This window comes from Micromonospora sp. NPDC005299 (genome assembly GCF_042872345.1).
Lineage (GTDB): Bacteria > Actinomycetota > Actinomycetes > Mycobacteriales > Micromonosporaceae > Micromonospora.
In genome coordinates this window covers 50,900-63,495 of record NZ_JBIAKG010000009.1, presented here as the reverse complement: position 1 = coordinate 63,495, position 12,596 = coordinate 50,900, and the positions used below count along the sequence as shown (strand labels likewise).

Below are 12,596 nucleotides of genomic sequence, written 5' to 3'. Positions count from 1 at the left end.
TGACCGAGCGTCCGGTGGCGACCGGTCAGGCGGCGGTCGACCAGCTCCTGGAGGTGCTGGACCTCGACCAGACCGGCGGGATGACCTTCCGCGGGATCAGCCCGCCGGTCGGCCCGCAGCGGGTCTACGGCGGCCAGGTCGCCGGCCAGGCCCTGGTCGCCGCCGGACGCACCGTCGATTCGGAGCGCTTCGTGCACTCCCTGCACGGCTACTTCGTCCGCCCCGGCGATCCGGTGGAGCCGATCGAATACCAGGTGGAGAACGTCCGGGACGGGCGCTCCTTCTCGGTGCGCCGCTCCGTGGCGCTCCAGCACGACAAGCCGATCTTCTTCATGTCGGCCTCGTTCCAGCGGCAGGAGGAGGGGCTGGACCACCACGCGCCGGTCCCGCCCGACGTGCCCGCCCCGGACGAGGTCCCGACCATGACCGACCGGCTCTCCCGCTACCCGGAGCGGCTCGGCATCTGGGGCCAGATCCCCCGCCCGATCGACGTCCGCTACGTCGGCGAGCCCGGCTGGGTACGCCCCGGCGACCGCCCCGCCGAACCCCACCAGCGGGTCTGGATGCGCCTCGACGGCAAGCTCCCCGACGACCCGCTGCTGCACGCCTGCGCCCTCACCTACGCCTCCGACCTGACGCTGCTGGACTCGGTGCTGTCGGTGCACGGCGAGGTGTGGGGGCCCGGGGGAGTGGTGGGCGCGAGTCTCGACCACGCGCTCTGGTTCCACCGGTCGTTCCGCGCCGACGAGTGGTTCCTCTACGACTGCTGGAGCCCGTCGGCGTCCGGCGCCCGGGGCCTGGCCACCGGCCGGATGTTCACCACCGACGGCCGGCACATCGCCAGCGCCGTGCAGGAGGGGCTGCTGCGCCGGGTCGGCGCCTGACCCGGAATCCGTGACCGTTCGGCCGAGGGTCGGGAGACCGGGCGGCTGACCAGGGGACTAACCTTGCCGGCATGCGCCTCTCCGCTCGGGTCGACTACGCCCTCCGCGCGGCCGCCGAGCTGGCTTCGGTCGCCGACGGCGCGGCCGCCGGGCGGACCCGGCCGGTGACCGCCGAGCAGATCGCCCGCGCCCAGGAGATCCCGCCGAAGTTCCTGGAGAGCATCCTGCTCCAGCTGCGCCGGAGCGGCATCGTGCACGCCCAGCGCGGCCCCGAGGGCGGCTACTGGCTGGCCCGGCCCGCGGCGGAGATCTCCCTCGCCGAGGTGATCCGGGTGATCGACGGCCCACTGGCGCACGTCCGCGGCCAGCGCCCGGAGCAGCTCGGCTACCAGGGCGCGGCGCGCGCCCTGCAGGACGTGTGGATCGCCCTGCGGGCCAGCGAGCGGGAGATCCTCGAACTGGTCACCATCGCCGACGTGGCCAGCGGCAGCCTGCCCGGCCGGATCAACGACCTCGCCGCCGACCCCAGCGCCTGGAGCTGACGCTCCCCTCGGGCGTCCCGGCGCCGCCGTCCCGCGCGCCCGCCGCGCCGTCCGGCGCGTTCCCACCAACCGGATGGAGGACTTGACCGGAGCGCCGCCGTGCCGCATTGTCGACCAAGTCGATAGGAGATACCGAAAAGTCAGGGGGCGCTCGTGCGCAAGCTGCTGGTCCTCGCCCTCGTCGGGCTCGCCGCGCAACTGGTCGACGGCGCGCTCGGCATGGCGTACGGACTGACCTCCTCGACCCTGCTGCTCTTCGCCGGGGTGGCCCCCGCCGCCGCCTCCGCCTCGGTGCACCTGGCCGAGATCGGCACCACCCTCGCCGCCGGGGTCTCGCACTGGCGGTTCGGCAACGTCGACTGGCGGGTCGTCGGCCGGATCGCGCTGCCCGGCGCGGTCGGCGCGTTCGCCGGCGCCACCTTCCTCAGCTCCATCTCCACCGAGTCCGCCGCCCCGTGGATGGCCGCCATCCTGTTCAGCCTCGGCGCCTACCTGCTGGTCCGCTTCTCCCGGCCGCTGCGCGCCAACCGGGCCGCCGGCCGGCTCCGCAGCCGCTTCCTGGCCCCGCTCGGCCTGTTCGCCGGCTTCGTCGACGCCACCGGCGGAGGCGGCTGGGGCCCGGTCGCCACCCCGGCGCTGCTGGTCTCCGGCCGGATGGAGCCACGCAAGGTGATCGGCTCCGTCGACACCTCCGAGTTCCTGGTGGCCGGCGCGGCCAGCATCGGCTTCCTGATCGGCCTCGGCTCCGAGGGCTTCCTGCTGCCCACCGTGGCCGCGCTGCTGATCGGTGGCCTGATCGCCGCGCCGATCGCCGCCTGGCTGGTCCGCATCGTGCCCGCGCAGCTGCTCGGCGCCGTCATCGGCGGGGTGATCGTGCTGACCAACACCCGCACCCTGCTGCGCGCCGGCGAGCTGGGCGGCCCGGTCCCGGCGCTGGCCTACACGGTGCTCGGCGCCGGCTGGCTGGTCGCCCTGGTGCTGGCCACGCGGGCGATGCGCCGCACCCGCCGGGCCCGGGCCACCGCCGAGACCACCCTCGCCGCCCAGTCCGCCGGCGACGCGGTCACCCCCGCCGGCGAACCGGTCACCCACGCCGGCGACCCGGCCACCCCCGCCGGCGACCCGGCCACCTCGGCCGTGCGGCCGGTCGCCGCCACCGCGGCCGCCGCCACCGCGGAGGAGCCCCGCCGGCTCGCCGCCGCCGTCGAGGGCTGACCGGCCCGGACGTACGCGCCGGCCCGGCGCCCGCGACGCCGTGGACGACCATCGCGGGGACCGGCGTCGAGGCACCGCCCGCCATCCGTACCGGAGTGGGCGGTTGTGCCGCGGGAAAGCGTTGTCCTACCCTGACGGGGCGCGGAGCTAATCACCGACGTCGATCTGCGGCGTCTCCCGTCACGTCAGCGCGGCGTACCCCCTTTCCGCCGGTCCGGGCAGGCCGGCTCGCGTCCCGTGCCTGACCTCCGCGAAAGGCATCCTCGTGCACCCCTTCATCCCGCGCCGCCGGACCGCGCTGCTCGCCGCGGCCTCGGCGGCCACCCTCCTGGCCGGCATCCTCGGCACGGTGACCGCCGCCGCGGCGGCCACCGGCTGCCGCGTCGACTACCGGATCACCAATCAGTGGGGCGGCGGCTTCGGCGCCGACGTCACCCTCACCAACCTCGGCGACCCGGTGAACGGCTGGACGCTCACCTGGAGCTACCCCGCCGGGCAGCAGGTCACCCAGGCCTGGAACGCCACGGTCAGCCAGGCCGGCGCTCAGCTCACCGCCCGCGACGTCGGCTGGAACGCCGCCATCGGCACCGGCGGCGCCGCGACCTTCGGCTTCAACGCGTCCTGGAACGACGCCAGCAATCCGGCCCCGACCAGCTTCGCGCTCAACGGGACCACCTGCACCGGCGGGACCACGCCCACCAGCGCACCGCCGCCCACCTCGGCCAGCCCCACGCCGACCCCGACGACCACCGCCCCGCCGGCCGGGGCGAAGCAGATGGAGAAGCTCGACCGGGGTCTGGTCAGCGTCCGCTCGGGCAGCGGGAACGTGGTTTCCTGGCGGCTGCTCGGCACCGAGACCTCCGGGGTGTCGTTCAACCTCTACCGCGGCGCCACCAAGGTCAACAGCATGCCGATCACCGGCGCCACCAGCTGGCTCGACAGCGGCGCGGCCGCCGGCTCGGCGTACACCGTGCGGGCCGTGGTGAACGGCGCCGAGCAGGCGGCCTCCGCCCCGGCGCTGCAGTTCGCGGGCGGCTACCTGGACGTGCCGATCCAGGCCCCGCCCGGCGGCACCACCCCCACCGGGGAGGCCTACACCTACTCGGCGAACGACGCCAGCGTCGGCGACCTCGACGGCGACGGCCGCTATGAGTTCGTGCTCAAGTGGGACCCCTCCAACAGCAAGGACAACTCCCAGTCCGGCTACACCGGCAACGTCTACCTCGACGCCTACACCCTCACCGGCGCCCGGCTGTGGCGCGTCGACCTGGGCCGCAACATCCGCGCCGGCGCCCACTACACCCAGTTCCAGGTGTACGACTACGACGGCGACGGGGACGCCGAGGTGGCCGTGAAGACCGCCGATGGCACCCGCTCCGGCACCGGCCAGGTGATCGGCTCGTCGTCGGCCGACCACCGCAACTCCAGCGGCTACGTGCTCGCCGGACCCGAGTACCTGACCATGTTCGACGGCCGCACCGGCGCCGCCCTGTCCACCGTCGACTACGACCCGCCGCGCGGCACCGTCTCCTCGTGGGGCGACTCCTACGGCAACCGGGTCGACCGGTTCCTCGCCGCCACCGCCTACCTCGACGGGCAGCGCCCCTCGCTGGTCATGGCCCGCGGCTACTACACCCGCGCGGTGATCGCCGCCTGGGACTTCCGCGACGGCACCCTGCGCAAGCGGTGGACCTTCGACTCCAACGCCAGCGGCAACGGCGCCGCCGCCGGCCAGGGCAACCACAACCTGTCGGTGGCCGACGTGGACGGCGACGGCCGCCAGGAGATCGTGTACGGCGCGGCCACCATCGACGACAACGGCCGGCTGCTGTGGTCCACCGGCACCGGGCACGGCGACGCGATGCACGTCGGCGACCTCGACCCGGCCCGCGCCGGACTGGAGGTCTTCAAGGTCGACGAGGACGCCAGCAGGCCCAGCTCGTGGCTGGCCGACGCGCGCACCGGCCAGCTGCTCTGGCAGACCGCGCCGAACGGCGACAACGGCCGGGGCGTCTCCGACGACGTCTGGGCCGGCAGCCCCGGCGCCGAGTCCTGGTCCTCCGCCGTCGACGGCCTGCTCAACACGAAGGGGCAGAACGTCGGCCGCAAGCCGTCCTCGGCGAACTTCCTCGCCTGGTGGGACGGCGACCCGGTGCGCGAACTCCTCGACGGCACCCGGATCGACAAGTACGGCACCGGCGGCGACACCCGGCTGCTCACCGGCAGCGGCGTCGCGGCGAACAACGGCACCAAGTCCACCCCGGCGCTCTCCGGCGACATCCTCGGCGACTGGCGGGAGGAGGTGGTCTGGCGGACCGCCGACAGCACGGCGCTGCGCGTCTACAGCACGCCCGTCACGACCGGACTGCGCCTGCCGACCCTGATGCACGACCCGCAGTACCGGGTGGCCGTGGCCTGGCAGAACACCGCCTACAACCAGCCGCCGCACCCGGGCTTCCACCTCGGCGACGGCATGAGCACCCCGCCCGCGCCGAACATCTACCTGCGCTGAAAACGAAGGCACCGGGCCGCCGGCCGCGGAATCCGCTGAGCCGGCGACCCGGTGCACCACACCGCAGCACTCCCGACCCGTCCCGACCGGGAATGCCGTACCACCACCGGCAATAAAGGTAGGCGGCCTACGCGACGGTGGGGTGACGTGGCTATGAAGAGCGTGTTTCAGCCCTTCCGGCGCAGGCCACCGGCCACCTTCTCGGCGATCAGCTCGAACGAGCGCACCCGGTCGGCCACGTCGTAGACCATCGTGGTCAGCATCAGCTCGTCCGCGCCGGTGCGCTCCAGCAGCGCGCCGAGCTGCCGGGCCACCGTCTCCGGCGAACCGGTCGCCTGGCCCTCCCGGCGCTGCACCACGAACTCCCGCTCCAGCTCCGAGTACGGGTAGGCCGCCGCCTCCTCCGGGCTGACCAGCGGCTCCGGCCGCCCCGACCGCAGCTTCAGGAACGACAACCCGGCCGGACCGGCCAGCCACTCCGCCCGCTCGTCGGTCTCCGCGCAGACCGCGTTGACCGCCACCATCGCGTACGGCTCCTCCAGCCACTGCGACGGCCGGAAGCTCTGCCGGTAGAGCTGGAGCGCGGGGATGGTGTTCTGCGCGCTGAAGTGGTGCGCGAACGAGAACGGCAGCCCGAGCAGGCCGGCCAGCTGGGCGCTGAACCCGCTCGACCCGAGCAGCCACACCTCCGGCGACTGCCCCCGGCCCGGGGTCGCCGTGATCGGCCCGGGCTCCGCGCCGCTGAAGTAGTTCATGAGGTCGGCCAGCTCGCGGGGGAAGTGCTCCGCCGACAGCCCCTCCATGCTCCGGCGCAGCGCCAGCGCGGTCACCTGGTCGGTGCCCGGCGCGCGGCCGATGCCCAGGTCGATCCGGCCCGGGTGCAGCGCCTCCAGGGTGCCGAACTGCTCCGCCACCACCAGCGGCGCGTGGTTGGGCAGCATCACCCCGCCGGAACCCAGCCGGATCGTCGAGGTGTGCGCCCCCAGGTGCGCCAGCAGCACCGCCGGCGCGGAACTGGCGATCGCCGGCATGTTGTGGTGCTCGGCAACCCAGAACCGGCGGTAGCCCAGCTCCTCGGTGCGGCGGGCCAGCTCGGTGGTGTGCCGCAGCGCCTCACCGGCGCTGCCGCTCGCGGCCACCGGGGCAAGATCAAGAACAGACATGGGTACGTCGATCACACGCCACACCAACACGCCGCGCGCCGGATCTGTTCCCTCGGAGTGCCCTAGCCCATACCCCGCGCCTGCTCGAAGATCAGACTCGTCTGGGTGTGCTGCACCGCCGGATCCACCGCCAGATGGTCCAGCACGAAGTCCCGCAGCGCGTCCCCGGACGCCGCCCGCACGTGCAGCACGTAGTCCTCCGCGCCCGCCACGTGGAACACCGACACCACCCCCGGCAGCCGCACCGACCGGGCCCGGAACGCGTCCACCGCCGCCCGCTCGTGCGCCGCCAGGCGCACCGACACCAGCGCCTGCAACGGCAACCCCACCGCCGCCGGGTCCACCTCCGCGTGGAACCCCAGGATCGCCCCGCACTCGCGCAACGCCCGGGTCCGCGTCAGGCACGTCGACGGGGCCACCCCCACCCGCTCGGCGAGGGCGTTGTTCGGCAACCGGCCGTCCGCCGCCAGCTCGGCGAGGATCGCGCGGTCGGTGTCGTCCAGCGCCGCGAAGGGCCGTACATCATTCGGTGCGACAGGCATGTGAACATCCTTCCCCGAACTTCCCTCCCCCGGAAGGGCTCCGAACAGAATCTCCTTCGCTCCTCTTGCCTGATCACGGCCTCATGTTCGACGCTTCCGCCATGACAGCCGTGGACACCGCAGCCGTGCACGCCGGGCGCGAGGACCTCGCGGGCCTCGGCGTCCACGTACCGCCCATCGACTTCTCCACCACCAACCCGCTGCCCTCCGTGGCCGGCGGCGGCGACGACTACGAGACCCTCGCCACCGGCGGCACCCTCCCCGCCGGCGGCAGCGCCGTCTACCAGCGGCTCTGGAACCCCACGGTCGCCCGCTTCGAGACCGCCCTCGCCCAACTCGAAGGCACCGCCGAAGCCGTCGCCTTCGCCAGCGGCATGGCCGCCCTCACCGCCACCCTGCTCGCCGCCACCCGCGACGGGAAACGGCACGTCGTCGCCGTCCGCCCCCTCTACGGCGGCACCGACCACGTGCTCGCCACCGGCCTGCTCGGCACCGAGGTCACCTGGGCGAGGCCCCACGAGGTCGCCGCCGCGATCCGCCCCGACACCGCCCTGGTCGTCGTCGAGACCCCGGCCAACCCCACCCTCGACCTGGTCGACATCGCCGCCCTCGCCACCGCCGCCGGCGACGTCCCGCTGCTCGTCGACAACACCGTCGCCACCCCGGTGCTCCAGCAACCCGCCCGGCACGGCGCCGCCCTCGTGCTGCACAGCGCCACCAAGAGCATCGGCGGGCACGGCGACGTCCTCGCCGGCGTCGTCGCCTGCGCCCCCGAGTGGGCCACCCGGCTGCGCCAGGTCCGCGCCGTCACCGGCGCCGTCCTGCACCCGCTCGGCGCCTACCTCCTGCACCGCGGCCTGCAGACCCTGCCGCTGCGGGTCCGCGCCCAGCAGGCCGGCGCCGAGAAACTCGCCGCCTGGCTCTCCGACCACCCCGCCGTCGCCCGGGTGCACCACCCCAGCGTCGAGGACCCGGCCGGGCTCGTCGGCCGGCAGATGTCCGGCCCCGGCAGCCTGCTCGCCTTCGAGGTACGCGGCGGCGCCCCCGCCGCGGCCGCCGTCGCCGGGGCCTGCCGCTTGATCACCCACGCCGTGTCGCTCGGCGGCGTGGACACGCTGATCCAGCACCCGGCCTCGCTCACCCACCGGCCGGTCGAGGACGACGCCAAGCCGTGCGGCGGGCTGCTGCGCGTCTCGGTCGGGCTGGAGGACCCGGAGGACCTGCGCGCCGACCTGGCGCAGGCGCTCGGGGTGCTCTGAGGGGTCAGGACTTCGGGCCGACGTGGCGGTCCAGCGCCGCCACCGCGTCCCGCCGCGCCACCGACAGCGAGTTGCGGCGGTTCATCCGCCAGGCGATGCCGAGCAGGTCGAGGGCCCACTGACAGAGGCCCAAGATGTCGGCCGACTCGTTGGTGAACATGTAGCGGGGATAGACGTACTGCTTGCCGCGCACGGTGACCCGGTTGGCGAATCGGCAGCCGTCGGAGTGGAACAGGCCGCGGAGGAAGTCGCCCGGGTGCCGCTCGACAATGGACCGCTGCCAGTCGGCCAGGACGATCGGCCGCTCGTGCTTCTTGCCCGGCCCGTGCTGCGGTAGCAGACAGGGCCAGTGCGCGCCGCTGCTCTCGACGGAGACGCAGCCCTTCTTCTGTATGCGCTGGACCTTCAGGGCGAGGGTGGCGAGCATCGCGTCCGCGCAGGCGTCGATCAGGCCCGGATAGGTGTCAGTGCAGGCGACGCGAAGCACAGGGACCTTCGGGGAGACAGCTAGATGGCCGTCGCCGAGGTAGAGGCCGAGCAGGTAGGCGTAGGCGGCGGGGTCTGTCGGATTGCTGACGTCGGGCGAGCATCGGAAGCAGCGGGCCGCGGTGCCCACGACCGCCGGCTTCGGCCGATCGACGCACCAGTGCCAGACGGTGGTGTAGGGCAGGGAGAGGGTGCGGGCAACCGACCGGATACTGCCGCCCCAGGAGTGAAGTTCGCGGGCGCGTGCCCGCAGACGGGGTGGATGCACGGCAACATGTTCGAACGCCCGTACGACACTTTCGGTGCCCCCGGTGGGACTCGAACCCACACTGTCGGAGGTTTGAGCTCCGTCTCTCTTCCGGTTGGAGTACAGGGGCGTTCCGTAATCCGGCTTCGACAGACTACCCATTAGGCTATGGGCGACGACACCCGGCACGGCGGTGTCGGGCATGAACTGGTGGGAGTGGCTCGTGGCCGAGATGCAGGCGGATGCCGAGCGCAAGCGCGTTCTGATCGCCGAGGACGAGGCGCTCATCCGGCTGGACCTGGCCGAGATGCTGGTGGAAGAGGGCTACGAGGTCGTCGGCGAGGCCGGTGACGGCGAGACCGCCGTCAAGCTCGCCGAGGAGCTGAAGCCGGACCTGGTCATCCTCGACATCAAGATGCCGATCATGGACGGGTTGGCCGCCGCCGAGCGGATCGCCGGCGCGCGGATCGCCCCGGTGATCATCCTGACCGCGTTCAGCCAGCGTGACCTGGTGGAGCGGGCGCGCGCGGCCGGCGCGATGGCCTACCTGGTCAAGCCGTTCCAGAAGAGCGACCTGGTGCCGGCCGTGGAGATCGCGCTGTCGCGCTACTCGGAGATCGCGGCGCTGGAGGCGGAGGTCGCCGGCCTCACCGACCGGCTGGAGATCCGCAAGACCGTCGAGCGGGCCAAGGGCGCGCTCATGACGGCGTACGGGATGACCGAGCCGCAGGCGTTCAAGTGGATCCAGCGCACCGCGATGGACCACCGGATGACCATGAAGGAGGTCGCCGAGCGGATCCTCGCCGAGACCGCCGGCGGCGAGGTGGCACAGCCCGCCTCCTGATTCCCGCCCGACCGCCCGACCGCCCGGTCGGGCCGCCCCCAGTGCGTTCCGTCGGCCCGACGGCCGTGCCGGAGGGAAACGCCGCGTCGGGCAGGCCCCAGGCCATCCGGGGACCTGGCTCGACGGGTTCCCCGCGTCGTGGCCGGTCGATACGATCGCCGCCATGCGGCGTCCGCTGGCGGTGCTCGGCCTGCTCGTGGTGCTGCTCGCTGCCTGCCGTTCGTCCGGCCGGGCCGAGCCCGCGCCCGAGCCCTTGCGTCCGGCCTGGCAGCCGATCGCCCTGCCGGTCCCGCCCGGCCTCTCCGGCCGGCTGGCGCTGCGCGACGCGGCCGCCTGCGCGGGCCGGTGGTTCGTGGTCGGCGCCGTGGTGGACGCGGCGGGGGCGACGCACCCGGCGGCCTGGTCGAGCGCCGACGCGGCCACGTGGACGGCCCTGCGTCCGGTGCCGCGCAGCCCGTACGGCGAGGAGAACGTGCTGACCGCGGCGGGTTGCCGGGACGGCCGGCTGGCGGCGGTGGGCGGCAAGAGCGGCGGGGTGCACGGCAATCCGCGGATCAGCACCTGGCGGCAGGTGGCGGACGGTTCGCTGGTCGAGGTGCCGGCCGAGTTCGAGGTGTTCGGGGGCGCGGACGCGGTGAACGCGGGCCGGATCGCGGGCGGGCCGCGCGGCTGGCTGATCTCCGGCAACCGGGCGACCGGCGCGGCGGCGTGGGTGTCGCCGGACGGGGTGGACTTCCGGTTGGTGAGCGCCGTGCCGGGGCTGGCGACGGACGCGGGCGGCCGGCCCTGGGCGGCGGACGGCACGGCGACAGAGTCGGGTTGGCTCATGGTGGGCTCGGTGCTGTCGTCGGGGCGTACCGGATCGGCGGCGGTGGTGTGGTCCTCGGCGGACGGGTCGGCCTGGCGGCGCGCGGTGCTGCCGGGGGCGGCGGAGGACCTGCAGCGGGTGGTCCGGGCGGGTGACCGGACGGTGGCGGTGGGCCGGCGCGGCGACGGCCTGGGCGCGTGGCTGGGGGAGGGTGACGCCTGGCGGCCGGGCGGGGGCCTGGGGGGCGTGGGCACGGACTCGCCGGGCCGGGTGTGGGGGCTGGCGGCGCGCGGCGACGGTCTGTGGGCGGTGGTGGCCGGGTCGGCAGCGGGGGCGGGATGGTTCTCCGCGGACGGCGTGCGGTGGTCGCCGGTGGCGCTGCCGGTGGCGGTGCCGGCGGGCAGTGACCGGACGGTGGCGGTGACCGCGGCCGGTGAGGTGGCGCTGCTGCTGGTGGACGACGGCGGGCGGGCGGAGGCGTGGTCGGCGCGGGGTCCCTGGCGGCCCGCGTGAGGCTCTCACCAGGGCTTTTCCGGTCAGTGTCGGATGTCCGATTTTCTCTCCCTCCGGTCCCGTGTGTTACAGCACATCTGTGAATCCGGCCACTCAACGTAACGGTTAGGTCAACCCCGCTTCCCAGGTCTACCTTCGCGACCCGCTGGTGGGATAACGTCCCGGCCCAGACCGGGATCGCGGTCGGTCCGGCCACCCCCTGCAAGGTCCAATTCGCGGTGGGTGGTTTCCGGGCCATCGGACGGAGGAGGGTACGAGCCGTGAGGCAGAAGCTCGCACGGGTGCTGGGTGGCGTGGCCATCGGTGCGCTCGTTTTCAGTGGCGCGGCCTGCAAGGCTGACAGTGGTAGTGAGGCGGGTGGCAGCAAGGCCGCCTGCGACCTGAAGATCGGCTTCTTCGGCCCGTTGACCGGTGACGCCGCGGGTCTCGGTATCCACATGCGCAACGGCACCAAGCTGGCCATCGACCAGTACAACAAGGACAACGCGGACTGCAAGGTCCAGATCGCCGAGTACGACTCGCAGGGTGACCCGGCCAAGGCGCCGGCCCTGGCGCAGCAGGCGGTCGGCGACGCCAAGGTCGTCGGCATCATCGGCCCGGCCTTCTCGGGTGAGTCCGAGGTGGGCAACCCGATCTTCGACGAGGCCGGCCTGCCGGCCATCACCCCGTCGGCGACCCGCCCGAGCCTGAGCACCAAGAACTGGAAGATCTTCCACCGGGGCGTCGGTAACGACACCTCGCAGGGCCCGGCCGCCGGCCGGTACATCAAGAACGTCCTGAAGGCCGACAAGGTGTACGTCATCGACGACCAGTCGGCGTACGGCGCCGGCCTGGTGGACGAGGTGAAGAAGGTCATCGGCGCGGTCGCGGGCGAGGACAAGATCCAGGTCAAGCAGACCAACTTCTCCGCCCAGGTCACCAAGGTCGTGGGCAGCGGCGCGAACGTCCTCTTCTTCGGTGGCTACTACACCGAGGCCGGCCTGCTGCTCAAGCAGCTCAAGGGCGCGGGCTGGAAGGGCACGATGGTCGCCGGTGACGGTGTCAACGACGCCAACTTCATCAAGGTCGCCGGCGAGCAGGTCGCCGAGGGCACCATCCTGACCTGCCCGTGCGCCCCGGCCACCGCGGCCAAGGGCTCCTTCGTGACCGACTACAAGGCGGCCTTCGACAACGCCGAGCCGGGCACCTACGCCGACGTGTCGTACGACATCACGAAGATCATGCTCGAGGGCATCAAGGCCGGCAAGGGCACCCGGGCCGACCTGCTGAGCTTCATCAACTCCTACAACGGCACCGGCGGCGCGACCGGCGTCACCTACAAGTTCGAGTCCACCGGCGAGTTGGACCCGGCTCAGGTGAAGGTCTGGGCGTTCAAGGTGAACGCGGGCAAGGTCGTCCCCGACATCGAGATCCCCAAGGCCTGACCGGTTCGTCCGGTCCCGGCACGGGACACCAGGCGTGGGGGGGGGGGGGGGGGGGGGGGGGGGGGGGCCCCGGGGGGGCCCCCGGCGGGGCGCCCGGGGACCGGGGGGAGGAGTGGTGGGGGCGTGGCGCCCGGCGCCGCCCCCCCCCGCCCACCGG

Annotated in this window: 11 protein-coding genes and 1 tRNA gene; 8 read left to right on the top strand and 4 right to left on the bottom strand. The window is 73.5% G+C overall.

Going from position 1 to position 12,596, the window contains the following annotated elements; translation table 11 throughout:
- Positions 1-14: 14 nt before the first annotated feature.
- The 4 genes from ACFYPD_RS24065 (at position 15) to ACFYPD_RS24050 (ending at position 5,153) form a co-directional block, all read left to right on the top strand.
- Complete coding sequence (locus ACFYPD_RS24065; protein ID WP_387118113.1) at positions 15-884, top strand: acyl-CoA thioesterase; 870 nt, start codon at positions 15-17, stop codon at positions 882-884.
- A 71-nt stretch (positions 885-955) separates the two neighbouring features.
- Complete coding sequence (locus ACFYPD_RS24060; protein WP_387117526.1) at positions 956-1,426, top strand: RrF2 family transcriptional regulator; 471 nt, start codon at positions 956-958, stop codon at positions 1,424-1,426.
- 153 nt (positions 1,427-1,579) lie between these two features.
- Complete coding sequence (locus tag ACFYPD_RS24055; protein WP_387117523.1) at positions 1,580-2,641, top strand: sulfite exporter TauE/SafE family protein; 1,062 nt, start codon at positions 1,580-1,582, stop codon at positions 2,639-2,641.
- A 265-nt stretch (positions 2,642-2,906) separates the two neighbouring features.
- Positions 2,907-5,153, top strand: a complete 2,247-nt coding sequence (locus tag ACFYPD_RS24050) for a cellulose binding domain-containing protein (RefSeq protein WP_387117520.1) — start codon at positions 2,907-2,909, stop codon at positions 5,151-5,153.
- A gap of 167 nt (positions 5,154-5,320) precedes the next feature.
- On the opposite strand, the gene ACFYPD_RS24045 is transcribed toward ACFYPD_RS24050, so the two are convergent.
- Both ACFYPD_RS24045 and ACFYPD_RS24040 read right to left on the bottom strand, forming a co-directional pair.
- Positions 5,321-6,316 (bottom strand): LLM class flavin-dependent oxidoreductase, encoded by a 996-nt coding sequence (locus ACFYPD_RS24045; protein WP_387118110.1) that lies wholly within the window; start codon positions 6,314-6,316, stop codon positions 5,321-5,323.
- A gap of 62 nt (positions 6,317-6,378) precedes the next feature.
- Entirely contained in the window at positions 6,379-6,858 is a 480-nt protein-coding gene (locus tag ACFYPD_RS24040; RefSeq protein ID WP_387117517.1) for an Lrp/AsnC family transcriptional regulator, read from the bottom strand.
- 83 nt (positions 6,859-6,941) lie between these two features.
- Here ACFYPD_RS24040 and ACFYPD_RS24035 point away from each other — a divergent pair, with 83 nt between their 5' ends.
- The gene (locus tag ACFYPD_RS24035; RefSeq protein WP_387117514.1) at positions 6,942-8,117 is read left to right on the top strand and encodes a trans-sulfuration enzyme family protein; all 1,176 of its coding nucleotides are present in this window, start codon (positions 6,942-6,944) and stop codon (positions 8,115-8,117) included.
- Positions 8,118-8,121: 4 nt separating this feature from the next.
- On the opposite strand, the gene ACFYPD_RS24030 is transcribed toward ACFYPD_RS24035, so the two are convergent.
- On the bottom strand, positions 8,122-8,871 hold the full coding sequence (locus ACFYPD_RS24030) for a transcriptional regulator (protein ID WP_387117511.1): 750 nt from the start codon (positions 8,869-8,871) through the stop codon (positions 8,122-8,124).
- Between the two features lie 35 nt (positions 8,872-8,906).
- Positions 8,907-8,980 (bottom strand) — tRNA-Leu (locus tag ACFYPD_RS24025).
- 93 nt (positions 8,981-9,073) lie between these two features.
- Between ACFYPD_RS24025 and ACFYPD_RS24020 the strand changes: the two genes are divergently transcribed.
- From ACFYPD_RS24020 to ACFYPD_RS24010, 3 genes are all read left to right on the top strand, one after another.
- Positions 9,074-9,694: an ANTAR domain-containing response regulator gene (locus ACFYPD_RS24020; RefSeq protein WP_387118107.1), complete on the top strand. Its 621-nt coding sequence runs from the start codon at positions 9,074-9,076 to the stop codon at positions 9,692-9,694.
- A 163-nt stretch (positions 9,695-9,857) separates the two neighbouring features.
- Positions 9,858-11,015 (top strand): hypothetical protein, encoded by a 1,158-nt coding sequence (locus tag ACFYPD_RS24015; RefSeq protein ID WP_387117508.1) that lies wholly within the window; start codon positions 9,858-9,860, stop codon positions 11,013-11,015.
- 260 nt (positions 11,016-11,275) lie between these two features.
- Positions 11,276-12,439: a branched-chain amino acid ABC transporter substrate-binding protein gene (locus tag ACFYPD_RS24010; protein ID WP_387117505.1), complete on the top strand. Its 1,164-nt coding sequence runs from the start codon at positions 11,276-11,278 to the stop codon at positions 12,437-12,439.
- The last annotated feature ends 157 nt before the right edge of the window (positions 12,440-12,596 follow it).